The organism is Pseudoduganella aquatica (genome assembly GCF_009857595.1).
GTDB lineage: Bacteria > Pseudomonadota > Gammaproteobacteria > Burkholderiales > Burkholderiaceae_D > Rugamonas > Rugamonas aquatica_A.
Window position 1 is genome coordinate 110,982 of the sequence record NZ_WWCU01000007.1, and the last position, 24,634, is coordinate 135,615.

A 24,634-nucleotide genomic window follows, 5' to 3' on the forward strand; every position below is an offset into this window, starting at 1 on the left:
GGGCGGGTTACAACCCGCCCTACGAATCAGCCACGCCGTCGGCGCGGAACTGGGCCGCGTTCAAGTCATACTTCTGCAGCAGGCGGTAAAACTCGGTGCGGTTGCGCTCGGCCAGGCGGGCCGCGTCGGCCACGCTGCCGTCGGTCAGCTTGAGCAGCTGCACCAGGTAGTTGCGCTCGAAGCGCTGCTTGGCCTCCGTATAGCTGAGCACCTCCAGCGAGGGCACGCGCAGCGCGCGCTGCACCAGCGTGAGCGGCACCAGCGGCGCGGTCGCCAGCGCGCACACGTGTTCGACCACGTTGTACAGCTGCCGCACATTGCCCGGCCAGGACGCCCGCGTAAGCGCCTCCAGCGCGCCCGGCGCAAAGCCGCTCACCGTCTTCTGGTACTTGGCCGCCAGCGCGTGCAGAAAGCGCGTGGCCAGCAGCGCCACGTCCTCGCGGCGCTCCGACAGCGGCGGCAAGGTCAGCGTGATGACATTCAGCCGGTAGTACAAATCCTCCCGGAACTGCCCCTCCAGCATGGCCGCGTCCAGGTCGCGGTGGGTGGCGGACAGGATGCGCACATCCACCGGCCGGCCCTGGTCCGAGCCAAGCTGGCGCACCACGCGCTCCTGCAGCACGCGCAGCAGCTTCACCTGCAGCAGCAGCGGCATGTCGCCGATCTCGTCCAGGAACAGCGTGCCGCCGTCGGCCGCCTGCACCAGGCCTTCGCGGCTGTTCACCGCGCCCGTGTACGCGCCTTTCACATGCCCGAACAGTTCGGACTCCAGCAGCTGCTCCGGGATTGCGCCGCAATTGACGGCGATGAAGGGCGCTTTCGCGCGCCGGCTGGCGCGGTGGATGGCGCGCGCCAGCAGCTCCTTGCCGGTGCCGCTCTCGCCGCGTATCAGCACGCTCGCATCGGACGCCGCCACCAGTTTGGCTTCGGCCAGCAGCTCCGCCATGGACTGGCTGCGGCTGATGATCTCCTCGCGCCAGCGCTCGTCGCCGCCGCCCTGCGCCGGCGCCGGCGCGGTGAGGCTCAGCGCGTGCTCGATGCGGTCCAGCAGCACCTTGGCGTCGAAAGGCTTGGTCAGATAGGCGTAGGCGCCCAGCGTGGTGGCCTCCACCGCGTCCGGTATGGTGCCGTGCGCGGTCAGCAGTATCACCGGCAGCGCGGGATACTGCGAACGGATTTCCTGGAACAGCGCCATGCCGTCGCGGCCGGGCAGTCGGACGTCGCTCACCACCAGCTGCGGCAGCTCGATCGACAGCCGCGCCAGCGCCGCCTCCGCGCTGTCGGCCGACGTGACGCGGTAGCCGTTGGCGGTGAGGCGCAGCGACAGCAGCCGCAGCAAGTCCGTATCGTCGTCCACCAACAGTATGTGCGCGCCGGCCATCAGCGGCCTCCCTGGGCGGACGATTGCGGCGGCGGCCGCACCGGCAGATTGCGCTCGATGGCCTTCAGGCCTTCCAGCATGTCGTTCAGCTGTTCGGTCTTGCGCTGGTTTTCCTTGAGCTGCGTGCTCAGTTTCTCGTTGTGCTCGGACAGCCTGCGCGCCTCCGCGCAATGGCTGGACAGCAACTGCGCCAGCGGCTTGAGCGACTGCGCAGCCGGCTCGCCGGAGGTGGCCACGCTGTCGAACTGCGCCTGCGCGCGCGCCAGGTCGCCGCTGCCGCGCGTGAGCATCAATATCATGCCGATCTGCAGCGACAGCTTGGGCGTGGCCTGCTGCAGGCTCAAGCCGCTCAGTTCTTTCAGCAGCTCGCCTTGCGCCATGCGGCGCAGGCTTTGATGGTAGGCCAGCAGCGGCGCGGCCTCGTCCTGCGGCGACACATGCGTGATCGGCGTTTGCGCCAGCGGTGCAACGGCAGGCGGCGGCAGCGCGACCTGTGGCGGCGGGGCCTGGGTGACGCACGCGGCCAGCACCAGCGGCAGCGCGGTAATCAGCACCGCAGTGAGTGGCGGAGGAATAGGCAATTTAATGGTCATAAGGAAGTTCAATCCGAAAATGGGCTCCCGCCTGGGAGGGAAGCAGTTGAAGAGCGCCGCCGTGCGCCTGCACGTACTCGCGCACGATGGACAGGCCGATACCGTTGCCACGCCGCGCACCGGGCGGCTGGCGCTCGCCCTGGTAGAACGGCTCGAACACGCGTTCCGCGTCCTCCGGCGCCACCCCCGGCCCCTGGTCTATGCAGTCGATGCGCAGCATGTCCTGGTGCTCGTCCAGTGCAAAGCGCACCACGCCGCCTGGCGGGCTGAAACGCAGCGCGTTTGACAGCAGATTGCCCAGTGCGGCGGCTATCTTGTCGCGGTCCAGCGGCAGCGTGCGCGGCGCGCCCTCCACCAGCGCCTGCAAGCCGCGCGCCTGCATCTGCAGTTGCTGGTTGGCGACCACCTCGTGTACCAGCGCCGCCGGATCGCAGGGCGTGCGCAGCAGGTGCTGGGCCTCGAAATTGGCGGCGTTGTAGCGCAGCAGGTCTTCAATCTGGTTCTGCAGCGAGGCCGTGTTGTGGCGCAGGATGGCGGCGATCTCGCGCTGTTGCGGCGTGAGCGCGCCCAGCACCTGGTCCTCCAGCAGCGCCACGCCCTCCACCAGCGCGGCCAATGGCGTCTTCAGCTCATGCGAGATATGGCGCAGGAAGCGCGACTTGTCGGCCTCCAGGTCGGACAAGCGCTGGCGCAGCCAATTCAACTGCTGACCCAGCCGCCGCAAATCGTTTGGCCCCTCGACTGCGATGGCGTCGCCGTAGCGGTTCTCGCCCAGCCTGTGGATGGCCTGCTCGATCTGTTTCAGCGGGCGCGACACCCAGGCCCCGAAGCCCACCGCCAACAGCGCCGCCAAGGCGATGGCGGCGGCCACCTGGCCGGTCAGGACGCCGCGCCGCTGGTCAAGTTCGTCAAGCAGCAACTGGTTGCGGCGCTCCACCTCGCGCTTCACCTCATCCTCCAGGCGCTGGCTGATGGCAGGCAGGCCGCTGAGCGCCTGGTTCAGTGCCTGCACCCGGCTGGCGCGGCGGGCGCGCGGCGTCTGCAGCACGGTCCACGCAGCGTCGCTGCGCTGCGCCCAGTCGGCGAAAGTGTGCGGCGGCGCGCCGGGCAGACCGGCCGACACTGCCGCCAAGGCTGTTTGCGCGTCGCGCCAGGCCTCGGCATAGCGCTGGCGGAAGGCCGGATCGTCCAGCACCAGATACTGGCGCGCGCTGCGCTCCATGGCCACGCTGCGTTCGGCCAGGCGCTGTGCATTCTCGGTCAGGGCGACGGCATGCTGGCCGGCCTCGCGGCTATGGGCGGCGAGGCGGTCCAGGATCAGCAGGGCATGCACCGACGTCGCGCTCAGCAGCACGGCGACCAGCAGAAACACGCCCAGCAGCAGATGGCGGAAAGACAGCTTGGGAAACATAGGAAACGGAGGCCGGACGGCTCAGCAGCGTATCCACTGCATCATAGGGGAAAAGCCCGAAACTCCGCGTCCGATTGGTATAGCGAGCTGAGCCGCATTCCCTCCAATTTGGGGTCTGACCCCGGATTGGGGTAAATGCGGCTCAGCTCGCTTGTAGGAAGGGGACTAGGGAGGGAAGCTTATGCTGACTTTCAGGCCTTGGCCGTGGGCGCCGTCGGCGAGGGCGATGGTGGCGCCGTGCAATGCGGCAATGTCGCGCACGATGGCCAGGCCCAGGCCGGCGCCGCCGGGGTTGCGCTGCATGGAGGCGGCGGCGCGGTAGAAGGGGGAGAACACGCGCTCGCGCTCGCTTTCCGGGATGCCGGGGCCGCTGTCTTCCACTTCCAGCACGCGGCCCGGGCCGATCCGCAGCGTGACGCCGCCGCCGTCCGGCGTGTAGCGCAGCGCGTTGTCGACCAGGTTGGCCACCATTTCGTGCAGCAGCAGCGCCTGGCCGGGCACCACCAGTTCCTGCTCCGCTTCCAGCGCCAGGTCGATATTGCGGCTCACCGCCGGCACCGCCTGCTCCAGCGCCACCTGCCGCACCAGCGCGCGCAGCTCCACCGGCACCGGCTCCACGCCGCCGCTGTGCTCGATGCGCGCCAGCATCAGCAGGCGGTTGGCCAGGTGGACCGCCGAGTCGGTGGTGGCGGCGATGCCTTGCACCATGGCGCGCAGCGCCGCCGCGTCGCAGGGCGCGCGGTCCGCTTCGCGCAGCGCCAGTTCGGACTGCGTCTTGAGCACCGTGAGCGGCGTGCGCAGCTGGTGCGAGGCGTCGGCGATGAAGCGGCGCTGGCTGGCGATCAGGTCCTGGATGCGGGACATGGAGCCGTTCATCGCCTCCACCAGCGGCCGCACTTCCTTGTGCACCAGCGCGGGATCGACGTCGGACAGGTCGGACACGCTGCGCGTTTCCACTTCCACTTTCAGGCGCATCAGCGGCTTGAGCACCAGCCGCACCGCGAACCACACCAGCAGGCCGGTGGCCAGGACCAGGCCGGCCTGCCACAGCAGCGTGTCGAGCAGGATCTGGTTGGACAGGCCGCGCCGCGCGTCCAGCGTTTCGGCCACCTGGATCAGCGCGATGCCGCGCATGCTGTCGTCGTACACCGGCTGCAGCAGCGCGGCAATGCGCACCGGCTGGCCGTTGTATTTGGCGTGGTAGAAGCGCACCAGCGCGGGATAGGCTTCCGAGCGCGGCACATTGGCCGGCACCGGTGGCAGGTCGCCAAAGCCGGACACGGTCTCGCCATTGATGCCGCTGACCTTGTAGAAGATGCGGCCCAGCGTGTCGGTCTCGAAGCTGTCCAGCGCCACGTAGGGCACGTCGGCCACCACCTTGCCGTCCTGTACCGAGACGCGCTCGGCCAGCGCGCGGGTGGAGGCCAGCAGCGAGCGGTCGTAGGCCATGTCGGCCGCGTCCAGCGCGTTGCGGTAGACCGAGACGGCGTCCAGCGCCATCAGGCAGATCAGCGGCACCAGCAGCCAGCGCAGCAGCTGGCCGCGCAAGCTGCCCAGCGGGGCGTTGTACCTCGCGGGCTGCTGCGGTGGCGGCGCGCGCTCCATTACTCGGCCGGCTCGCGCGGCTGCAGCAGGTAGCCGATGCCGCGCAGGGTGGTGATGGCGGCGCCGCCGGGCTGGCCGCTCTCGAGCTTTTTGCGCACGCGGTGGATGTACAGGTCGATCGCGTCCAGGTTGGCGTCGTCCGCCAGCGCGAACACTTCGTCGAACAGCTTTTCCTTCGACACGGCGCGGCCGCTGCGGCTGATCAGCGCTTCCAGCACCGCGTGCTCGCGCGGCGTGAGCGCCAGCGCCGCGCCGTGGTAGCTGAACATGCGGGTGATGGTGTCGAAGCTGAGCGCGCCGCAGCTGTGCACCAGCGCCTCGTTGCCCACGCTGCGGCGCAGCAGCGCCTTGACGCGCGCTTCCAGCTCGGCCAGCTCGAAAGGCTTGGCCAGGTAGTCGTCCGCGCCCAGGTTCAGGCCCTGCACGCGTTCCTCCAGGCCGCCGCGCGCGGTCAGGATCAGCACCGGCGTCTTGCCGCGCGGGCCGCCGCGCGCGCGCAGGCGCTTGAGCACCTCCAGCCCGTCCATGCGCGGCAGGGTAAGATCGAGTATCACCAGCGCATAGTCCTGCGTGTGCAGCAGGGCGTCGGCGTCGGCGCCGTTGTCGGCGCACTCCACCGTCAGGTGGGCGTCGCGCAGGGCCTTGGCCAGCCAGTGCTGCAGTTCGGTATGGTCTTCTACGAGGAGGATGCGCATGGTTTTCGTGTTGCCGGGTGTATGCTCAGGCCTGCATCTTCCTCGCCGCGCCGCCAAAAGTAAATTCTTTGTGGTGACGTGGCGACAATATTGGCAGTGAAAGAGAATTGAAAGGAAGTGAAACCTATAGTGGAGCCCTGATTTCAGTGATCAGGCATATCACCAACAATTATATCTATAGGAGACACCCATGAAGAAGTCCACTTTGGCGCTGGCCGTTGCCGCTGCCGCCGTTAGCGCCCTGGGCGGCGCGGCGCACGCGCAGTCGAATGTGCAAGTCTATGGCTTGATCGACGCCGGCGTTGAAAACGCTTCGAATGCCACGCCTGCGGGTGGCTCCAAGACCAGCGTGATTTCCGGCGGCATGAACACCTCGCGCTGGGGCCTGCGCGGCACCGAAGACCTGGGCGGCGGCCTGAAAGCCGTGTTCAACCTGGAAGGCGGCATCCTGCTCGACAGCGGCGCGCAGGACGGCCCGCTGTTCAAGCGCCAGGCCAACGTCGGCCTGGAAGGCAGCTTCGGCCGCGTGGTCATCGGCCGCTCCTTCACCACCGTGTACGACACCGTCATCTCCTACGATCCGATGGGCTTTGCGCCTTACTACTCGTGGGCCACCAGCGGCCCGGCCACCGGCCCGAGCAAATACGGCTTCACCACCGCCTTCGACAACCTGATCAAGTACACCGGCAGCACCGGCGACTTCAAATACGGCGCCACCTACGGCATGGGCGAGCAGACCACCGGCCAGTCCGACAGCCGCAAAATGGCGGGCAACGTGGCCTACGCCGCCAATGGCCTGGGCCTGATGGCGACCTGGGAGCGCATCAACGGCAACACCGTGGCTGTCACCGGCCGCCGCGACGAGAACACCGTCTACCACTTGGGCGCAAGCTACGAGACCGGCCCGTTCAAGTTCTACGGCGTGATGCGCGACTACAAGCTGGTGGCCGGCAAAGCCGCTACGGCGGACGTGAAGGCGACCACCTGGTGGGCCGGCGTGGCGTACAAGGCCATTCCGAACACCACCATCACCGGCGCCGTGTACCGCGTGAACGTGAAGAATGTGGCCAGCGGCAAGGACGCCGATCCTGTGATGTACGTGGCGCGCTACCGCTACGCGCTGTCCAAGCGCACCGACGTGTACGTGGCTGCCGCCTACGCCAAGGCCAAGCACGGCCAGCTGACCGGCCTGTCGCGCGACGACGCTGGCTTCGACACGAACCAGCGCGGCGTGGTCACCGGCATCCAGCACCGCTTCTAATCAGCCTAGCGAGCACCGCGCCATGAAAGCCCTGCCAACCTTGCTGTTGCCGCTTGCCTTGCTGGCGGCGGGCGCGCACGCGGCCAAACCGCCGCAAGGCGTGCCGGCCGGCCGTGTCGAGTGCATCGTGCCGTCCAAGCCGGGCGGCGCGATGGACCTGACCTGCAAGCTGGCGCAGAAGGGCTTGCAGGCGCTGGCCGGCGAGGCGCAGCGCGATGTGCACATCAGCTACGTGCCCGGCGGCATAGGCGCGGTGGCCTGGCACTCGCTGATGTCGCAGCGGCGCGCCGATCCGAACACGCTGGTGGTGTTCTCGGGCGGCTCGCTGCTCAATCTGGCGCAGGGCAAGTTCGGCAAGGCCAAGGCGGACGATGTGCGCTGGGTGGCGGCGCTGGGCGCGGACTACGGCATGATCGCCGTGCGTTCCGACTCGGCCTACAAATCGCTGGCGGACCTGGTGTCGGCGCTGAAGAAGCATCCCGAAAAGGTGCTGATCGGCGTGTCCGGCACCATCGGCAGCCAGGACTGGCTGAAGATCGCGCTGGTGATGCGCGCCGCAGGCGTGGACCCGAAAGTGCTGCGCTTCGTGGCCCTCGAGGGCGGCGGCGAGGCCTTCACTGCCATGGACGCGGGCTTTGTGCACGTGGTGTCCGGCGACGCGTCGGAAGCCACGCTGTACGCGGCCAAGGGCAAGACGCGCGTGCTGGCGGTGCTGTCCGAACAGCGCCTGCCCGGCGTGCTCGCTGCCGTGCCCACCGCGCGCGAGCAGGGCGTGGACGTGGTCTGGCCCATCATCCGCGGCGTGTGGATGGGACCCCATGTGCCCGAGGCGGATTACCGCCAGTGGGTGCAGGTGTTCGAGCGCATGATGGCCACGCCGCAATTTGCCGAAGCCCGCATGGCTTACGGACTGTATCCCTTTGCACTGACCGGCGACGCGCTCGCCGACTATGTACGCAAGGCCGTGGACAACTACGGCAAGCGCGCCAGCGAATTCGGCCTGGTGCGCTAAGCAAGCAAAACACTCTAACCGGAGACTTATATGTTCAAGAAATCGACCCTGGCCGTCGCGGCTTCCCTGTTCGCATCCGCAGCATTCGCCCAAGTACCGGCCGGCTATCCCGCCGACTATCAGAAGCTGATCGACGGCGCGAAGAAGGAAGGCAAGCTGGTTGTCTACGGCGCCACCGACAGCAAGGCGACCCAGCCGCTGATCAAGGAATTCAACGCCATCTACCCCGGCATCACCGTCGAGTACAACGACATGAATTCGACCGAGGTGTACAACCGCTTCATCTCCGAAGCGGCCGCCGGCGGCAACACCGCCGACGTGATGTGGTCCTCGGCCATGGACCTGCAGATGCGCCTGGCCTCGGACGGCCACGCGCTGAAATACAAATCGGTTGAAGCGCCGAAGATCCCCGGCTGGGCGGTGTGGGACGACCAGGCCTACGGCACCACGTTCGAGCCGGCCGCCATCGTCTACAACAAGCGCCTGGTGGACGCCAAGGAAGTGCCGCAGACGCACGCCGATTTCGCCAAGCTGATCCAGCAGCCCAAGTTCAAGGACAAGGTCACCACCTACGACATCGAAAAATCCGGCGTGGGCTTCATGTTCATGACCCAGGACGCGAAGGAAAATCCGAAGTTCATCGATCTGGAGAACGCATTCGGCGTGGCCAAGGTGCGCGTGCAGTCGTCCACCGGCACCATGATGGAGCGCATTTCCTCGGGCGAGAACCTGATCGGCTACAACGTGCTGGGCTCCTACGCGCTGGTGCGCGCCAAGACCGACCCGTCCATCGGCGTGATGCTGCCGAAGGACTACACGCTGATACTGTCGCGCGTGATGTTCATCAACAAGGCCGCGAAGAACGTCAACGCCGCCAAGCTGTGGCTGGACTTCATGCTGTCCCATCGCGGCCAGACCGTGATCGCGAACGAATCCAAGCTGTACGCCATCCGCGCCGACGTGACCGGCGAAACCACTTCGGCCGACCTGATCAAGCAGATCGGCAAGGACAACGTCAAGCCGGTGCCGGTGCACCCCATCATTTTGCAGTTCCTGGGACCGGCCAAGCGCATGGCCTTCCTGAAGCAGTGGAAAGAGACCGCCGGTAAGAAGTAAGCAGGATGGCGGGTTAGCGCAGCGTAACCCGCCAAGCAGCAGCCAACCGTTGAATCGAGACCCGACCATGCAAACATTGACCCTACCCTCAAGCGGCCGCCGCAGCCTGAACTGGCCGCGCGGCGTGGTGGTGACGCTGACCGCGATCGCCATCTTCCTGCCGCTGTACCTGATCTTCTATCAGAGCTTCCTGTCGGCGCCGTTCTTCATGCCGAACAAGGTGCTGAGCCTGGAAGCCTACAGCTTCATCTTCGACGACCCCGATTTCGCGCAGGCGTTCTGGAATGGCCTGATCCTGGCCACCGGCCTGGCAGCCATCGCCGTGCCGCTGGGCGGCGCGCTGGCCTTCCTGATGATACGCACCGACCTGCCTGGCCGCGGCTGGATCGCGCCGCTGCTGCTGGTGCCCATCTTCGTCTCGCCCATGGTGATGGGCTTCGGCTACGTGGTCTCCATGGGGCCGGTGGGCTTCTACTCGATCTGGGCCAAGGAGCTGCTCGGCTTCATTCCCTGGAATATCTACTCCTTCACCAGCATCGTCATCATTGCCGGTCTCACGCACGTGCCGCACGTTTATCTGTATGCCTCGTCCGCGCTGAAAAGCCTGGGCTCGGACGTCGAGGAAGCGGCCCGCGTGGCAGGCGCCTCGCCGTGGCAGGTGATGATGAACGTGTCGCTGCCGATGATCATGCCCGCGCTGTCCTACGCCGGCGTGCTGGTGTTCTTCCTCGGCTTCGAGGTGTTCGGTCTGGTTCTGGTGCTGGGCGATCCGGAAGGCCACCTGGTGCTGGCCACCTATCTGTACAAGCTGACCAACAAGCTGGGTACGCCGTCCTACCACCTGATGGCCGCCGTCGCCGTCTGCCTGGTGATGGTGACCATGCCGCTGGTGATGATGCAGCGCTGGCTGCTCAAGTCGGCCAATAAATACGTGTCCATCAAGGGCAAGGGCGCGCGCACCAAGGCCATGCCGCTCGGTAAATGGAAATGGCTGGCCTTCGGCCTGCTGTTCGCCTGGCTGCTGTTCACCATCATCCTGCCGCTGACCGGCATCGTGCTGCGCTCCTTCGTGCAGTACTGGGGCGAGGGCGTGAAGCTGGCCGACGTGCTCACGCTGCAGCACTTCCGCGACATCTTCGAGCAGCACTCGCTGATGCGCGGCATCCTGAACACGGTGCTGATCGGCGTGATCGGCGGCGGCCTGGCCGTGGCCTGCTACTGCGCCATTGCGCTGGCCATGCACCGCAAGCCGGACGGCATCACCCGCATGCTGGACTACAGCGTGCTGGTGCCGCGCGCCGTGCCTGGCCTGCTGGCCGGCCTGGCCTTCCTGTGGGTGTTCCTGTTCGTGCCTTCGTGGCTGGACGGCATGCTCAAGGGCATGGACAACGGCCTGGCCCTGTGGCTGAGCGAGCACCTGATTCCCGCGCTACGTTCCCTGCGTTCCACCATCTTTGCGGTGTGGCTGGCGTACTCGGTGGTGTGGCTGGCTTACGGCATGCGCTTGATTTCGACCGCGCTGCTGCAGGTGGGTCCCGAGCTGGAAGAAGCGGCGCGCGCCGTGGGCGCCAAGCGCGGCCAGGTGACGCGCGACGTGACGCTGCCGCTGATCAAATACGGCCTGCTGGGCGCATGGCTGATGGTGTTCCTGATCTTCGAGCGCGAATACTCGACCGGCGTGTACCTGCTCTCGCCGGGCACCGAGGTGATCGGCGCCATGCTGGTGTCGCTGTGGGCGGGCGGTTCGACCGACCTGGTGGCGGCGCTGTCCTTCATCAATATATCGCTGGTGGCCGTGGGCCTGGGCATCGCGCTGCGCTTTGGCGTGAAGCTGCACAACTAAGTGCATAACTGAGAGAATAATCATGAAACGAGACCTCGCCATGAATGAATTGACCGTCAACGACCTGCACCTGGAATACGGCCAGGGCGCCACAGCCAACCCCATCCTCAAGGGCGTATCGATGCACCTGCAGAAGGGCGAAGTGGTGGCACTGCTAGGCCCTTCCGGCAGCGGCAAGACCACCTTGCTGCGCGCCGTGGCCGGCCTGGAAAGCCCGAAGCTGGGCACCATCAACATCGGCGACCGCAATGTGTTCGACGGATCGAAATCCTTCGAGATGCCGGCCGAGCAGCGCAACCTGGGCCTGGTGTTCCAGTCCTACGCGCTGTGGCCGCACAAGACCGTGTTCGACAACGTCGCCTACGGCCTGAAGCTGCGCAAGATGCCATCGTCCGAAATCAAGGAGCGCGTGAACGAGGTGCTCAAGCAGCTGGGCCTGGGCCACCTGGGCGAGCGTTTCCCGCACCAGATGTCCGGCGGCCAGCAGCAGCGCGTGGCGATTGCGCGCGCGCTGGTGTACAACCCGCCCGTAATCCTGCTGGACGAACCGCTGTCCAATCTGGACGCCAAGCTGCGCGAAGAAGCGCGCGCCTTTCTGCGCGAGCTGATTGTGCGCCTGGGCCTGTCCGCGCTGATGGTGACGCACGACCAGGCCGAAGCCATGGCGATTTCCGACCGCATCCTGCTGCTCAACAACGGCAAGATCGAGCAGCAAGGCACGCCCCAAAGCATGTACGAAACGCCGGAAACGCTGTTCACGGCGGAGTTCATGGGCAGTAACAACCGCCTCCCGGGCAAGGTGCTGTCGCGCGACGGCGCCAGCGTGGTGCTGGAAGTGACTGGCCAGAAGCTGCGCGGCACTGCTCGCGGCGCGGGCATGGCCGATTCGGCCACGCTGATACGCGTGGAGGAGGTGCGCATCAGTTCCGAGCAGGCAGAGAACGCTATCCAGGTGCCGCTGTTCACCTGCATGTACCTGGGCGACCGTTGGGAATGCCTGTTCCAGAGCGCCAATGGCGACATCAGCCTGCGCGCCTACTCGAAGTACAAGCTGGACGCAGGTAGCTACTGGCTGCAGCTGCCGGCCGAAAAGCTCTGGGTGTTCTGAGGCAGCGTGGAACCCGGGCGGGCCTTTCTCTCCGCGCTGGCGGCCGGCATCGCCGCCGCGCTGCTGTGCGTGGTCCTCAACACGCCGCTGCCGTGGATGATAGGCCCGCTGTTTGCCACCGCAGCAATGCGCTTGTGCGGCATTGATTTAAGCGCGCCGGTGCGCGTGCGCGAAGCGGGACAGTGGGCCATCGGCACCGCGCTCGGCCTGTACTTCACCGCGCCGGTGCTCGCCGTGCTGGCTGCGCGCGCGGGCTGGATCGCCGCCGCAGTCGCCTTCGCGCTGCTGCTCGGCTGCTTTTGCGCCTGGCTGCTGCACAAACTCTCCCGCACGGACCGCACCACGGCTTTCTTCGCCATGGCCATAGGCGGCGCTTCCGAGATGGCGGTGCAGGGCGAGCATCACGGCGCCAACGTGGAGCGCGTGGCGGCCGCGCACAGCCTGCGCATCATGATGGTGGTGGGGATTATCCCGTTTGCCATACGCTACTGGGGCCAGCATGGCCTGGGCATGGGGACAGACCTGTTCGTGCCGGGCGCGCGCAGCGTGGAGCCGGCGGGGCTGCTGGTGCTGATACTGCTCACCAGCGCCGCCGCGCTGGCGCTGAAGAAGGGCCGCTTGCCGAATGCGTGGGTGATCGGCCCGCTGCTGATGGCGATGGCGCTGACCGCCTTCGGCATCCACCTGAGCCGCCTGCCCGAATGGATGGTGAAAGCAGGGCAGCTGTTCATCGGCATATCGCTCGGCACGCGCTTCACGCCGGGCTTTCTGCACACCGCGCCGCGCTACCTCGCCAGCGTAGCGGCCTGCAGCGCGCTGGCGCTGGCCCTGGCCGCCGCCTTCGGCCTGCTGCTGGCGAAGATGGCGGGCCTGAACCCCGGCACCGCCATCCTCGCCACTTCTCCCGGCGGCATCGCCGAAATGTCATTGACGGCGCAGACCCTGCATCTCGGCGTACCTATTGTCACCGCTTTCCACGTGGCGCGCATGGTGATCCTGGTGCTGGCGATAGGGCCGCTGTTCCGCCGCATGCGCTCCTAGCGCCGTTCAATCATCCAGATTCCACACGTATTGCATGCGCGTCCAGGACTGCTGAGGCACGCCGTCTATGGTGCCGGGCTTGAACCTGCACAGGCCCAGTCCCACCTGCGCGGCGCGGTCCAGGTCGCGGAAGCCGCTGGACTTTACTATTTTTGAATCCGCCACCCGGCCGTCGGTGCCGATCAGCAGGGCCAGCGTGACCGCGCCGGAGTCGCCGTTGCGCAGCGCGCTTTTCGGGTAGTCCGGCTTGGCGCAGTTGGCTGCGTCCACCACCGCAGCCACATGCACCGGCGCCCTGGTCGGCGCCACGCGGGCGGCGCCGGTGTCTGCGCTGGCCACCACCGGGCCGGGAGTCGACGGCTGCGCGCTGTCCGTCAGCGGACGGGCGGTGACGTTGGACTGCTGCTGCGGAATATGGTCCGGCACGGGCGGCACGTAGATGTCGGGCTGGCGCGGCGCGTCCATCGGCAGGTCGGTGTATTCCACTTTGCGCGGCGGCTCCACCACTTCCTTCACCAGATCCACGGTGGTTTCCGGCAAATGGAACACCGTGATGCGGGAACTGCTCATCACCAGCACGGCCAAAGCCACGTGCAGGGCTGCGACCACCGTGATGCCGGTCAGGTTTTTTTCGTTCTTCATGTGCGCTCCTGTTCATGTGGAACCTAAAATTGCTAGGTTGTGGAATTATATTATTCTATCAAATAGAAAACGAAAAGCAGTTTCAGTGGAAATGCATGGTGTGATATGCTTCTAACCAGTGGAAATTATTTTTGCGACTGGATGGAAATGGAACGAAAAACACGGGTTCTGCTGGCGGATGACCATCCGATTGTCATGACGGGCTTTGCCATGTCACTGGAGAGCCACGGCATGGACGTGGTGGGGCAGGCGCGCACGCCGGCCGACGCCATCGCGCAGTTCGCGGCCCTGCAGCCGGACGTGCTGGTGCTGGACATCCGCTTCGGCGAGGAGCTGACCGGGCTGGACGTGGCCAAGCAGGTGCTGGCGCAGACGCCGTCGGCCAAGATCGTGTTCCTGAGCCAGTTCGACCAGGACAGCCTGATCAAGGAAACCTACCGCCTCGGCGGGCGCGCCTTCATGACCAAGGATTGCGATCCGGCCGATTTGGCGGCGGCGGTGCTGCGCGCGCAGGAGGGTGGGCTGTACTTCGCGCCGCAGATCGCCGAGCGCCTGGCGCAGCTGTCGGTGCAGGGCGAGCAGTCGCCTCAGGCGCAGCTTGACGAGCGCGCGCTGGAGATCTTCACGCTGATGGCCGAAGGCCTGACCAACGCGGAGATCGCCGAGAAGCTGGACGTATCCACCAAGACCATCAGCAATATCAGCCAGGCCGTGAAGGAGAAGCTGGGCGTGCACCGGCCCGCGCTGATCACGCGGCTAGCCGTCAAGCACGGCCTGATTGAACCCTGATGGCGCTGGCCTTCTGGCGCGGCTGGAGCGTGCGCGCGCGGCTGCTGTCCATTATCATCGTGCCGGTGGCGTATATGTTCGTCACCTTTGTGGCCTACGCCTGGCAGTCGCGCCTGACCGAGGTGCGGGAGGAGCTGGCCGAGCGCGGGCCGCTGGTCGCCAAGGTGGTGGCAGACAGCAGCGAATACAGCATCAGCCTGGGCAAGCTCGATGAGCTTCGGTCCAGCGTCAGCCGCATGATGCAGTCGGACAGCAGCATCCACAAGGTGGAGTTGTTCGACAAGGCGCGCAAGCCCTTGCTGCAAGTGGCCAGCCGCAGCGGCGGCCAGCCGGAGCCGAACTATTACGAGACGCCCATCCTGCGGCGCCTGGTCTGGATGAATATGCAGAGCCTTGCGCCGGGACCGGAGGGTATGACGGTGGAGACGGTCGGCCACGTGCGCGTGACCATGTCCTCCACCGCCATGCTGCGCAAGCAGACCGGCCGCTTCTGCTTTGCGCTGCTGGTGGCGAGCCTGGGGCTGCTGGTGTGCGCGCTGCTGGCCTGGCATCTGGCCAAGCAGTTCAGTCATTCGCTGAACGCCTCCATCCGCGCCTTGCGCGAGGCCGACGCGGAGAAGCGCCGGCTGATACGCAAGGTGAACAGCGCGGTGGAGGAAGAGCGCAAAAGCATCGCGCTGGAAATTCATGATGAGCTGAACGCCACGCTGATCGCGGTGCGGCTGGAGTCGCAGCGGGTGGTGGATTTGTCGCGCAAGCTGGAGCAGGGGCCGGAGGCGCAGGAGATCGCTGCGCGCGCGCAGGGCGTGATCCAGCTGGCGCTGGGACTGTACAACAGCGGCCGCGCGCTGGTGCGGCGCTTGCGGCCAGAAGTGCTTGAGATGCTGGGCCTGCAAGGCGCGCTTGAAGAAATGGTGCGCCACTACGACCGCGCAGGCGCAGGCTGCCGCTTCGAGTTCCAGGCCGAAGGCGACTTCTCAAAACTGGACAGCGCAGTCGCCATCTCCGCGTACCGCACGGTGCAGGAAGCCTTGTCCAACGTGGTCAAGCACGCCCGTGCCACGCGCGTGACAGTCTCCTTGCGGCAGGCGGCCGGTCCGCAAGGCAGCACGCTGTTGATCGAGGTGGCCGACAACGGCAAAGGCTATGACCCGGCGCAAGCGTCGCCCGGCATCGGCATCATCGGCATGCGCGAGCGGGCCGACGCGTTCGGCGGCAGCCTGGCCATCGCCACCGGCCACCAGGGCACCACCATCGCCATCCGCCTGCCGCTGGGGATGTAGGCCGGAACCTATTTCGACTGCTGGCTGCCGTTCATCTGGCGCAGCAGGGTGCGTGCGAAGTAGGCCAGCAGGGCGATCCCGGCCAGCAGCACTGTCCAGAGGATGACGGTGCGCTGCGTGACCTTGGATTCCGGAGGCGCGGCGCCGGGGATGCCCGGCGCCGGTTGAGCGGCAGGCGGTTCGGCGTGCGCTTGCGGCAGGGCGCGCAGTTCGTCGGCGCTGAAGCCGGGCGCGATCTGGGACGGTTGCAGCGCGGCCCGTTCGGTGTCCGCGCGGCCGAAAGCAAGCCGGTAGGGGCCTTTGCCGTTGGCGAGCAGCAGCAGCGTGGACGGCGTCCAGGAAACGCGTAGCGCCGGCTGCACCGCCGAGGCGTGCTGCGTCTTCGCGACCCAGGTTTCCGTGTGCGTCTCTTCGATGGCGGCATCGTCCGATTTGCGTTCCACGCCTTGCTGGCTGATGCGGTAAAAGGTGGTGTTCAGCACGGGAATGAACTGCCATACCGGCTGGGACTGGTGCCTGCGGTGCCGGCTTGGCAGCTGCTCGTAGCGGCCCAGTACAACGGGGAAGACAACGTTGGCGGCGTCAAACTGCATGCCGATGCGCTCCACCGGGATGGCGATGCTGCTGCGGTACACGAGGTCCGTGCCGTTCCTGGCCGTCGTGGGCTGCAGGGTGATGGTATCCAGCGGCGTGCCTGTTTTGGCTGTGCTGGCGCTTTCGGCCACAATGCGTGCGAACACCAGCGGCGTGCCGCTGCGCCAACTGATGCGCGCATAGCGGAAGCGGGCGGCTTGCAGCACCATGCGGCTGTTCGACAGCGTGTCGGCATTTGCATTGGCGAGCCAGTTCAATTCGGCGGCGCCGGTGGATTCCCAATGCTGCAGGTCGTCGCTGGTTTCCAGCCAGAGCTGCGCGCTGTAGCTGGGTGTGCCCGGTGGGAGTTCGAAGCGCAGCGCCGATATTGCAGGCGCTTCGCCGCGCGCGTCCTTGTCGCTGCCGATATCCAGTATCAGGTTCGACAGCCTTTCCTGCGCGGCGGCGGCTGGCGATGCCGGGCTGTTTGCGACGGACAGCAGGCGTCCGCTGCCGTCGGTGCGGATATCCAGCCGCGCGCCTGCCGCTTCGCCGGCCGTACCCACTGCCGATTTCAGCGGGAAGATCTTCACCGGCAGCTCGGTCACCGTGGTGCGCGTTTGCACCGGCGGCGCGAGCAGCGCGAATGGCACGGCTGCCCCGGTGCTGTCGAACACGATCAAGTCGCCCAGCGATGACGACTGGGAACCGAGGTAAACCTGTTGCGGCAGGCGCAGCGCCGCCAGGCCGCTGTCCTTATCCACGTTGACGGCGATGGTGTGGCTGTAGCCGGCGGTGCTTGCCGGAGCGGCCGCGTGGCAGGCGCCCGCCAGCAGCAGTGCCGCAAGGGCGGCGTGGCGCGGGATGAGACGCAGGACGGCGCGCTTCACACGGCCTCCGCACGCTGGGCGGCAGGCGGCAGCGGCGCCACGTAGCCTATGGCCACCATCAGCAAACCGGCGCCGATGAAGGATATGATGCGCTCTATGCCGCCCGCGTTGGACAGGTCGACCGCGAACAGTTTGAGTACCACCACAGCCAGTAGCGCCGCGCCTAGGCCCCATAGCGTGCGCAAGCCGCGCTGCGCCGCCATCCGCATGAGCAGCATGGCGCTCACGGTCCATATCAGCGAGAGCAGCGCTTGCACGAATTGCGATGCCATCAGCGCATGGAAGCGGTAGGGCACATCCATGTAGTTGGACACGGAGCGCAACAGGATCAGGTTGAACCACACGTAGCCGGCGCCGGCTGCCGCCAGCCTGAGTTGCGCGGCGTAGCGGTGTTCCCGGAACGCGGCGGCCGCCAGCAGCAGTGCGAAGCCGGTTGTCAGATCCAGCGGGTTAAGCAAGGGCAGATAGGGCAGCGGTTCCATGGCGCCGCTGTACAGCAGGTTCCAGCGCGCCGCCAGCAGCAATGTCCACGCTGCGGCGATCGGCAGCAGCACGCTGCGGTGCCAGCCGTTCAGGGGCTGCAGCGGCCAGTCGTCCTTCGCCGCGCAGCGCAGCAGGAAGGCGGTGGCGGCCATCATGGCCCATGCGGGCAGGTAGCGCGCCCAGCCTCCGCTGACTTCCCAGCCGTCCAGCAGCAAGCGGGTCTGCGCTTCGGTGCTGCCCGCCAGCAGCGCGCCGCTGATGGCGTGGTTCAGTACCGGCCAGATCATCAGCCAAGGCACGGCGATCCGCAGCAGATGGAGTGCCACCAGCGCGGCGCGCGGCAGCGGCCATGCCATGCGCGTCCAGGTGCGCAGCGTGTATTCTGCGGCGGCCCATGCGATGGCGTAAGCGCTCCATGCCAGTGCACCGGGCGTTTGGCTTGCCATGTACATCACCAGCAGCATGGCGGCACCGATACCGGCCAGTGCGAGCCACACCGGCGCTGCCAGCGCGCGCAGGCCGCTCCAGTCCAGGCGTCGCGCCAGGTATTGCAGGACCAATGCGAGCACGCTGGCGGCGATGGCGTAGAACGATGCCATGGCTGGCACGGCAAGGCTCTGCGGCAGGGAATACTGGTCCGCCAGCCAGGAGGCCAGGGGCGCCAGTGCCATGCCGAACCAGGCCAGTCCCACTCCGGTCAGCAGGGCGTCGGAAGTGAGGGCGAGCGCGTCCCGGTCATCCTGGGCGGCGCTGCGTTGGGCGCGACGGCGGAACGACAGGCTGGAGAGGAACAGGCCGGCGCCCAGCATGGCAGCGCTGAGGAATGGGCCGTCGAGCAGGGGGATCCGGCCGTCAATCCAGTACCAGTTCGTGCGGTACAGGAACACGGCGGCGGCCAGGAGCTGTACCGCCACGGTGTAACTGCCCGCCATGCGCCAGCGCAAGCGGCCGGCAATCACACCGAGCAGGGCTGCCACCATGAGCGCGCTCGCGGTGAGCAAGTTAAGCTGCAGTGCGCCGCTGCTGCGGCTGAACACTTCGTTCCAGGCGCCCGCCAGCAGCCAGGCGGCTGCCACGGCCAGCAGGAGCGGGGCCAGTTGGCTGCGCAGGTCTGCCGGCACGGCGTCGTCCGCGCCGCGCAACTGAACGGCGGCGATAAAGGTGCTGGCGGCCAGGATCAGGAAGCCTAGCCAGATATTGGTGCCGGCCACGATGGTGGCATCGGGCGTGACAATGTCGCCGAGGAAGCCGATCCAGGCGGCGGCTTGGACCAGCAGTCCGAAGATCCATGCCAGCTTGCGCTGCTGGCGCAGGCCCACCCACACCAGGCCGGCGCCTTCCAGCGCCCAGGCGGTGGCGGTCCAGCGTCCGTCCAGCGCAAAGGGCAGGGCCAGCGTGCCGAACACCACGCCGAGGGCCAGGAAAGATTCGGCCAGCAGACGGCCGCTTGCGCCCATGCGGCGCCACAGCGCGAGCGCCAGGCCGGTGTAGAGCAGGCCCATGGCGAGGGCCGACCAGGCCATACCGAACTCCATATGCTGCACCAGCCCGTGCTGCAGGCCGATGACCGCCAGCGGGGTGCCGAACACCAGCGTGCCGTCCACGTAGTGCGCCAGCTTGGGCGCTTGCCGCTGCGCGTAGAAGACGGCGATGGCGATGTACATCAGCAGGAACAGTCCGAGGAACAGCTGGGCCGACAGGTAGTTTTCCGGCGCGTAGCGCAGCACGCCCCAAGCGGTGCCGAGCACGAAGGTGCAGGCGAAGCCGAGCACGTTGAGGGCGCGCCAGGATTTTTTGGTGGCGATGCAGAGTATGCCCGTGTTCAGAGTCGCGCAGTAGCTGAACAGGGCAACGTGGTTGCCGCTGCCGGTGGAGATCAGCACTGGGGCCGCGAAGCCGCCGATGATGCCGAAAACGGCCAGCCAGACGGCGTCTTGCAGCACTGCCAGCACGCAGGCGAAGGCAACGAAGACGATGAGCAGCGCAAAGGCCGGCGTGGCGGGCAGCAGATGGTAGATGCGGAAGGCCGCAAAGGTCGTCAGGATCAGGACCGCAATCGCCGTGCCTTGCACGGGCAGGCTCATGCCGGGCCGGGTCTCGCGGATGCGCCAGCCCCAGGCCAGCAGCGCCATGTCCGCCAGCGCCACGGTGCTCAGGCGCAGCTCGATGGGGGTGTTGAAATTGGCGGCGGTGTACTTGAGCAGGAAGCCCACGCCCATGAACAGGATCAACAGGCCAAGCTTGGCGACGATGTTGCCGCCCAATAGCCATGCGTGCGCGGCCGTCAGCCATGCCGGCGGCGCACCCAGTGATCGGGTGTAGAGCGGGATATCGTCAGCGGCTGCGGCGGGAGAATCGGCCGGAGCGTCGGCCGGAGCGTCGGCGGGTGCAGCGGCAGGTACAGCGGCAGGTACAGCGGCAGGTACAGCGGGGCGTGCAACCGGCGGTGCGGCGGGTGGTGCAGTGGGCGTTGCAGCGGTGGGCGCACTTGCTGCAGGAGCAGCCTGCGCGTCCTGCCTGGCGGCCGGCGGCTCGGCCGTGACCGTCGGGGCGGGCGGAATGGTTGGCGCGCGTTTTGCCGACAGTTCCCGCACCTGCATCCGCAATTCGTCAACCAGATGGCGCAGCTGCAGCAGATCCCGGTCGTTGCTCTCTGCATGCCGGCTGGCGCGCCGCGCGGCGAGGATGCAATAGACCGGCATCCCGATTAAATACAACCCAAGCGCTAAAATCCCGAGGATGATTGTTTCCATGACAGCTCCTGCCAATGTGGTTCAGCGTATCGTGATCGTACGTGCTTGCTTGTCCTGCGCCTTGATGAAACGCACAACCGAGTCCACCGTTACGGTGTCGATCTGGCCCGCCATGCGGCGCTCGTAGGGATGGTCGTCGAAAGCCACGTTGGCGCGGAACATGCGCGCGCCCAGGCGCGTCATGGCGGGGATCTCGACCGTGATGGGGCGGAAGCCGGACTGCTGCAGCCAGGCTTGCGCTTCGGCGCGCGTTTCCACCCGGCCCGGCTCCGCGCTTGCGGCGGCGTAGGTTTCCAGTACCCACTGGTTGGAATTCTGGTAGCGCGTGGAGTAGGCGTAGGACAGCATGTTGTAGCTGCTCTGATGCAGCTTGCGCGGCGTGCTGGCGGACAGCACGCGCGCCAGCCGGGCTTGCATTTCCGGGCTGGGGATCACCAGCTGCGCCTCGTACAGGAACATATCGTCGAGGAAGAAGTTGCCCAGGCCTTCATTGAACAGGGCGGACGTGGCGCTGCCGCAGTCGTTCAGTTCGTGCACCACCAGCCAGCGCTGGCGTTCCTCGTCGCGCCACGCCAGCGCCATGTGCGAGTAGCGCAGGCGGTATTTGCTCAGGTCCTGCCCGGCGCGCGCGATGAAGGCGACCTGCGCGCCGCTCTCGTCCAGCGCGCGGCTGGTGCGCAGCGCCAGGTCCATGCCCTTGACGATGGATTGCAGTTCCAGCGGCTTGTCCTCGCAGCTGTTGCCTGCCCGCGCCGCGTGCGGGAGCAGGACCAGGAGGAGGGCGGCCAGCGCTGCGGCCGGCATGATCAGGCGGCGCATGATTATTGCCCCACACGGCTATGGTGTATCAGCGCCTGCCCGATTTCGTTGGGGATGAAGGCGATGGCCTTGCCGGACATGACCAGCACGTGGCCGGTGGAGATGGCCGTCACCGTGACGGCCTGCCCGGCCGCGCGCGACAGGCCTTCAGCCGCCTTGGCGCTCAGCTTGACCGAGGCGGTGGCGCCGTCCGACGCGCCTTTCAGCACGATCACGCTGCCGTCGGCCACCGCGTCCACGCTGGCGATAAGCACGTAACCAGATGCGGCCACCGCCGACATCGATCCCAGCACGACGATACCGGCCGCGCCGGACAGCGCTTCCGAGGCGCGCGACAATTCGGAGTTGGCGCCGTTCGCATTGGCGGCGGCAGTGGTGAGGCAGAGCAGGGAAAGCAGCAACAGGCGTTTCATTTGGGTCTCCGGTGGGTTGATGGCGCATCTTGGACCCGGCCAGCCTGGCTGGCAATATTTTCGATACTAGTTGTCAGAATTGGGGCGCGTGGTATTATTTTTCGATACTTTTGGCGCAAAGCTAGCCCATGTCCCATTCCAGCCTCATGATCGACGCACTGAAACGGCAGTTGAAGGCCAAGGCGGTGACGTACGCCGAACTGGCCAAGCGCATCGGCTTGTCCGAAGCGAGCGTCAAGCGCATGTTTGCGCAGCGCAGTTTCACGCTGGAGCGGCTGGAGCAGATACTGGAGGCGGTCGGCATGGATTTCGCCGAGCTGGTGCAGGCCGCCACCGACGCCCCCCAGCTGATTGCGCAGCTGAGCTATGCGCAGGAGCAGGAAATCATCGGCGACACGAAATTGCTGATCGTGGCAGTGGCGTCGCTGAACATGATACCGCTGGAGGAAATCGTGGCGGTGTACAAGATCAGCGAGGCGGAAGCGGTGAAGTACCTGCTGCGGCTGGACAAGACCGGCTTCCTCCGGCTGATGCCGAACAACCGCGTCAAGCTGCTGGTGGCGCGCACCTTCAGCTGGATACCGAACGGCCCGATCCAGACCTGGTTCCGGGGCGAGGCCTACGGCGATTTCCTCGACGCGCGCTTCGCCGGCGAGCAGGAGATCATGAAGCTGGTGAGCGTGATGCTGTCGCAGCGTTCCACCAGGGCGCTGCTGGAGCGCTTGAAGCAGGTGGCCGACGAGTTCTCGCGCCAGCATCAGGACGATGCCCGCCTGCCGTATGAACAGCGGCATTCGCTGACCTTCATGCTGGCGGCGCGGCCGTGGATGCCGAAGGCGTTTCAGTCTTTGATGCGTTAAATCAAGCTTCGCCCGGTCACGGGCCGCTTGCCGGACCATGCTTCCTGATATATTTTGTCTATGTTCAACATTTAACTTTTGCAAAGACCGCCACCATGAGCAAGCCCAGCCAGTTTTCCCTGCTGACGCAGCGCCGCTTCGCCCCCTTCTTCTGGGTGCAGTTCCTGGGCGCCTTCAACGACAACCTGTTCAAGACCGCGCTGATGGTGATCCTGGGCTTCGAGGCGGCCAGCTGGACCAGCATGTCGCCCTCCACGGTGACCAATCTGATTCCCGGCCTGTTCATCCTGCCTTACGTGGTGTTTTCCGCCACGGCCGGCCAGATCGCCGACAAGTTTGAAAAGGCGGGCCTGTCGCGGCTGGTGAAATGGCTGGAGGTGGCCATCATGCTGATGGCCGGCGCGGGCTGGATGACGCATACGCTGTGGCTGCTCATCGCCGCCGTGGTTGGCATGGGCGTGCACTCCACGCTGTTCGGCCCGGTCAAATACGCCTATCTGCCGCAGCAGCTCAAGCCCGAGGAACTGATGGGTGGCAACGGCGTGATCGAAATGGGCACTTTTGTCGGCATCCTGCTGGGCCAGGTGCTGGGCGCGGTGCTGGTGGCCTACAAAGGCATAGGCATAGAACTGGTGGCCGGGGCCACGGTGGCGGTGGCGGTGATAGGCCTGCTCGCCAGCTACCGCGTGCCGCTCACGCCGGCGTCGGCGCCTGACCTGAAAATCAACTGGAACCCGGTGAGCGAAACCATCCGCAATATCGGCTTCTCCAGGCAGAACCGCAGCGTGTTCCTGTCCATGCTGGGCAACTCCTGGTTCTGGTTCTATGGCGCGCTGATCCTCGCCCAGTTCCCGGTCTACGCCAAGGAATTCCTGCACGGCGACCATAGCGTGTTCGTGCTGCTGCTGACGGTGTTCTCGCTGGGCGTGGGTACCGGCTCGCTGCTGTGCGAGCGCCTGTCCGGGCACAAGGTGGAGATCGGCCTGGTGCCGTTCGGCTCCATCGGCCTCACGCTGTTCGGCGTGGACTTGTATTTCGCCAGCATGGGCTACACCAACACGGCGGCCGTGCAGTGGCTGGGCTTTGTGGCGCAGGACAGCGCGCTGCGCATCCTGTTCGACGTGGTGATGATAGGCGTGTTCGGCGGCTTCTTCATCGTGCCGCTGTTCGCGCTGATCCAGATCCGCTGCGAGCCGGCCCATTTGTCGCGCACCATCGCCGGCATGAACATCCTGAACGCGCTGTTCATGGTGGCGGCGGCCGGCGTCGCCATCGTGCTGCTGGGGCAGGGCTTCACCATCCCGCAGCTGTTCCTGGCCACGGCCGTCATGAACGCGGTGGTGGCGGTGTACATCTTCTCGCTGGTGCCGGAGTTCCTGATGCGCTTCCTGGCCTGGATGCTGATCCATACGCTGCACCGCGTGAAGACCATCGATGCCGACCGCATTCCCGAGAGCGGCCCGGCGGTGCTGGTGTGCAACCACGTCAGCTACGTCGACGCCATCGTGATCGGCGCGGCCAGCCCGCGTCCGATCCGTTTCGTGATGGACCACCGCATCTTCAACACGCCGCTGCTGGGCTGGATCTTCCGCACCGCCAAGGCGATCCCGATCGCCCCAGCCAAGGAAGATCCATGGCTGATGGAGAAGGCCTTTATCGACATTGCGCAGGCGCTGCACGAGGGCGACCTGGTGTGCATCTTCCCGGAAGGGCGGCTGACCACCACGGGCGAGCTCAACGAGTTCAGGGGCGGCATCGCCAAGATTATCGAGCGCAGCAAGGTGCCGGTAATCCCGATGGCGCTGCGCGGCCTGTGGGGCCACCTGCTCAGCCGCAGCAAGGACAATGTGTTCGAGCGCGCCTTCCGCAAAGGCTGGCGCTCGCGTCTGGCGCTGGCCGTCGGCCAGCCGGTCGCACCGCTCGACGCTACCCCCGAACTGCTGCACGCCCAGGTTGCGGAATTGCGAGGCGATTGGAAATAATTCCTACAAGCGAGCTGAGCCGCATTTTCTCTCATCCGGGGTCAGACCCCGAATTGGGGGAAATGCGGCTCAGCTCGCTTT

The 24,634-nt window shown here is 66.4% G+C and carries 20 protein-coding genes; 10 read left to right on the forward strand and 10 right to left on the reverse strand.

Going from position 1 to position 24,634, the window contains the following annotated elements; genetic code table 11:
• Positions 1 to 19 precede the first annotated feature (19 nt).
• The 5 genes from GTP77_RS08955 to GTP77_RS08975 all read right to left on the reverse strand — a co-directional run bounded on the left by GTP77_RS08955 (position 20) and on the right by GTP77_RS08975 (position 5,685).
• Positions 20 to 1,381, reverse strand: coding sequence for a sigma 54-interacting transcriptional regulator (locus GTP77_RS08955; protein WP_161071827.1), 1,362 nt, complete (start codon positions 1,379 to 1,381; stop codon positions 20 to 22).
• Positions 1,381 to 1,974 carry a hypothetical protein gene (locus GTP77_RS08960; protein ID WP_187358659.1) on the reverse strand — a complete coding sequence of 198 codons (594 nt, stop codon included), beginning with the start codon at positions 1,972 to 1,974 and terminating at the stop codon, positions 1,381 to 1,383. Before GTP77_RS08960 ends, GTP77_RS08955 begins: the two co-directional genes overlap by 1 nt.
• Positions 1,964 to 3,385 (reverse strand): sensor histidine kinase, encoded by a 1,422-nt coding sequence (locus GTP77_RS08965; RefSeq protein WP_161071828.1) that lies wholly within the window; start codon positions 3,383 to 3,385, stop codon positions 1,964 to 1,966. Before GTP77_RS08965 ends, GTP77_RS08960 begins: the two co-directional genes overlap by 11 nt.
• A gap of 165 nt (positions 3,386 to 3,550) precedes the next feature.
• Entirely contained in the window at positions 3,551 to 4,990 is a 1,440-nt protein-coding gene (locus GTP77_RS08970) for a sensor histidine kinase (RefSeq protein ID WP_161071829.1), read from the reverse strand.
• Complete coding sequence (locus tag GTP77_RS08975) at positions 4,990 to 5,685, reverse strand: response regulator (RefSeq protein WP_161071830.1); 696 nt, start codon at positions 5,683 to 5,685, stop codon at positions 4,990 to 4,992. The genes GTP77_RS08970 and GTP77_RS08975 overlap by 1 nt, the downstream gene beginning before the upstream one ends.
• Before the next feature lie 190 nt (positions 5,686 to 5,875).
• Here GTP77_RS08975 and GTP77_RS08980 point away from each other — a divergent pair, with 190 nt between their 5' ends.
• The 6 genes from GTP77_RS08980 (at position 5,876) to GTP77_RS09005 (ending at position 13,066) form a co-directional block, all read left to right on the forward strand.
• Entirely contained in the window at positions 5,876 to 6,946 is a 1,071-nt protein-coding gene (locus GTP77_RS08980; protein ID WP_161071831.1) for a porin, read from the forward strand.
• A 22-nt stretch (positions 6,947 to 6,968) separates the two neighbouring features.
• Positions 6,969 to 7,958: a tripartite tricarboxylate transporter substrate binding protein gene (locus GTP77_RS08985; RefSeq protein ID WP_161071832.1), complete on the forward strand. Its 990-nt coding sequence runs from the start codon at positions 6,969 to 6,971 to the stop codon at positions 7,956 to 7,958.
• Between the two features lie 30 nt (positions 7,959 to 7,988).
• The gene (locus GTP77_RS08990) at positions 7,989 to 9,074 is read left to right on the forward strand and encodes an ABC transporter substrate-binding protein (RefSeq protein ID WP_161071833.1); all 1,086 of its coding nucleotides are present in this window, start codon (positions 7,989 to 7,991) and stop codon (positions 9,072 to 9,074) included.
• A gap of 67 nt (positions 9,075 to 9,141) precedes the next feature.
• Positions 9,142 to 10,917, forward strand: coding sequence for an ABC transporter permease (locus GTP77_RS08995; RefSeq protein WP_161071834.1), 1,776 nt, complete (start codon positions 9,142 to 9,144; stop codon positions 10,915 to 10,917).
• Positions 10,918 to 10,957: 40 nt separating this feature from the next.
• Positions 10,958 to 12,025 carry an ABC transporter ATP-binding protein gene (locus tag GTP77_RS09000; protein WP_161071907.1) on the forward strand — a complete coding sequence of 356 codons (1,068 nt, stop codon included), beginning with the start codon at positions 10,958 to 10,960 and terminating at the stop codon, positions 12,023 to 12,025.
• A 6-nt stretch (positions 12,026 to 12,031) separates the two neighbouring features.
• Positions 12,032 to 13,066, forward strand: a complete 1,035-nt coding sequence (locus GTP77_RS09005; RefSeq protein WP_161071835.1) for an AbrB family transcriptional regulator — start codon at positions 12,032 to 12,034, stop codon at positions 13,064 to 13,066.
• Between the two features lie 6 nt (positions 13,067 to 13,072).
• On the opposite strand, the gene GTP77_RS09010 is transcribed toward GTP77_RS09005, so the two are convergent.
• A complete protein-coding gene (locus tag GTP77_RS09010; RefSeq protein WP_161071836.1) occupies positions 13,073 to 13,708 on the reverse strand; it encodes an energy transducer TonB in 636 nt (211 codons plus the stop codon).
• A gap of 147 nt (positions 13,709 to 13,855) precedes the next feature.
• Between GTP77_RS09010 and GTP77_RS09015 the strand changes: the two genes are divergently transcribed.
• Positions 13,856 to 14,497 carry a response regulator transcription factor gene (locus tag GTP77_RS09015; protein ID WP_228895528.1) on the forward strand — a complete coding sequence of 214 codons (642 nt, stop codon included), beginning with the start codon at positions 13,856 to 13,858 and terminating at the stop codon, positions 14,495 to 14,497.
• Complete coding sequence (locus tag GTP77_RS09020; RefSeq protein ID WP_161071838.1) at positions 14,497 to 15,780, forward strand: sensor histidine kinase; 1,284 nt, start codon at positions 14,497 to 14,499, stop codon at positions 15,778 to 15,780. Before GTP77_RS09015 ends, GTP77_RS09020 begins: the two co-directional genes overlap by 1 nt.
• Before the next feature lie 8 nt (positions 15,781 to 15,788).
• Here GTP77_RS09020 and GTP77_RS09025 read toward each other — a convergent pair whose 3' ends face one another.
• The 4 genes from GTP77_RS09025 to GTP77_RS09040 all read right to left on the reverse strand — a co-directional run bounded on the left by GTP77_RS09025 (position 15,789) and on the right by GTP77_RS09040 (position 21,711).
• Positions 15,789 to 17,243 carry a DUF3999 family protein gene (locus GTP77_RS09025; RefSeq protein ID WP_161071839.1) on the reverse strand — a complete coding sequence of 485 codons (1,455 nt, stop codon included), beginning with the start codon at positions 17,241 to 17,243 and terminating at the stop codon, positions 15,789 to 15,791.
• The gene (locus GTP77_RS09030) at positions 17,240 to 20,428 is read right to left on the reverse strand and encodes a DUF2339 domain-containing protein (protein ID WP_229202130.1); all 3,189 of its coding nucleotides are present in this window, start codon (positions 20,426 to 20,428) and stop codon (positions 17,240 to 17,242) included. Before GTP77_RS09030 ends, GTP77_RS09025 begins: the two co-directional genes overlap by 4 nt.
• A 72-nt stretch (positions 20,429 to 20,500) precedes the next feature.
• Complete coding sequence (locus tag GTP77_RS09035; protein WP_161071841.1) at positions 20,501 to 21,298, reverse strand: DUF2145 domain-containing protein; 798 nt, start codon at positions 21,296 to 21,298, stop codon at positions 20,501 to 20,503.
• Between the two features lie 2 nt (positions 21,299 to 21,300).
• Positions 21,301 to 21,711 (reverse strand): hypothetical protein, encoded by a 411-nt coding sequence (locus GTP77_RS09040; RefSeq protein ID WP_161071842.1) that lies wholly within the window; start codon positions 21,709 to 21,711, stop codon positions 21,301 to 21,303.
• 128 nt (positions 21,712 to 21,839) lie between these two features.
• Between GTP77_RS09040 and GTP77_RS09045 the strand changes: the two genes are divergently transcribed.
• Positions 21,840 to 22,571: a helix-turn-helix domain-containing protein gene (locus GTP77_RS09045; RefSeq protein WP_161071843.1), complete on the forward strand. Its 732-nt coding sequence runs from the start codon at positions 21,840 to 21,842 to the stop codon at positions 22,569 to 22,571.
• A 95-nt stretch (positions 22,572 to 22,666) separates the two neighbouring features.
• The gene (locus GTP77_RS09050) at positions 22,667 to 24,553 is read left to right on the forward strand and encodes an MFS transporter (RefSeq protein WP_161071844.1); all 1,887 of its coding nucleotides are present in this window, start codon (positions 22,667 to 22,669) and stop codon (positions 24,551 to 24,553) included.
• Positions 24,554 to 24,634: the final 81 nt, after the last annotated feature.

Bases quoted from the DNA above. Each gene is read 5' to 3' on its own strand.
- GTP77_RS08955 (WP_161071827.1), bottom strand. From the start codon at position 1,381: ATGGCCGGCGCGCACATACTGTTGGTGGACGACGATACGGACTTGCTG.
- GTP77_RS08960 (WP_187358659.1), bottom strand. From the start codon at position 1,974: ATGACCATTAAATTGCCTATTCCTCCGCCACTCACTGCGGTGCTGATT.
- GTP77_RS08965 (WP_161071828.1), bottom strand. From the start codon at position 3,385: ATGTTTCCCAAGCTGTCTTTCCGCCATCTGCTGCTGGGCGTGTTTCTG.
- GTP77_RS08970 (WP_161071829.1), bottom strand. From the start codon at position 4,990: ATGGAGCGCGCGCCGCCACCGCAGCAGCCCGCGAGGTACAACGCCCCG.
- GTP77_RS08975 (WP_161071830.1), bottom strand. From the start codon at position 5,685: ATGCGCATCCTCCTCGTAGAAGACCATACCGAACTGCAGCACTGGCTG.
- GTP77_RS08980 (WP_161071831.1), top strand. From the start codon at position 5,876: ATGAAGAAGTCCACTTTGGCGCTGGCCGTTGCCGCTGCCGCCGTTAGC.
- GTP77_RS08985 (WP_161071832.1), top strand. From the start codon at position 6,969: ATGAAAGCCCTGCCAACCTTGCTGTTGCCGCTTGCCTTGCTGGCGGCG.
- GTP77_RS08990 (WP_161071833.1), top strand. From the start codon at position 7,989: ATGTTCAAGAAATCGACCCTGGCCGTCGCGGCTTCCCTGTTCGCATCC.
- GTP77_RS08995 (WP_161071834.1), top strand. From the start codon at position 9,142: ATGCAAACATTGACCCTACCCTCAAGCGGCCGCCGCAGCCTGAACTGG.
- GTP77_RS09000 (WP_161071907.1), top strand. From the start codon at position 10,958: ATGAATGAATTGACCGTCAACGACCTGCACCTGGAATACGGCCAGGGC.
- GTP77_RS09010 (WP_161071836.1), bottom strand. From the start codon at position 13,708: ATGAAGAACGAAAAAAACCTGACCGGCATCACGGTGGTCGCAGCCCTG.
- GTP77_RS09015 (WP_228895528.1), top strand. From the start codon at position 13,856: ATGGAACGAAAAACACGGGTTCTGCTGGCGGATGACCATCCGATTGTC.
- GTP77_RS09020 (WP_161071838.1), top strand. From the start codon at position 14,497: ATGGCGCTGGCCTTCTGGCGCGGCTGGAGCGTGCGCGCGCGGCTGCTG.
- GTP77_RS09030 (WP_229202130.1), bottom strand. From the start codon at position 20,428: ATGCCGGTCTATTGCATCCTCGCCGCGCGGCGCGCCAGCCGGCATGCA.
- GTP77_RS09035 (WP_161071841.1), bottom strand. From the start codon at position 21,298: ATGCGCCGCCTGATCATGCCGGCCGCAGCGCTGGCCGCCCTCCTCCTG.
- GTP77_RS09040 (WP_161071842.1), bottom strand. From the start codon at position 21,711: ATGAAACGCCTGTTGCTGCTTTCCCTGCTCTGCCTCACCACTGCCGCC.
- GTP77_RS09045 (WP_161071843.1), top strand. From the start codon at position 21,840: ATGTCCCATTCCAGCCTCATGATCGACGCACTGAAACGGCAGTTGAAG.
- GTP77_RS09050 (WP_161071844.1), top strand. From the start codon at position 22,667: ATGAGCAAGCCCAGCCAGTTTTCCCTGCTGACGCAGCGCCGCTTCGCC.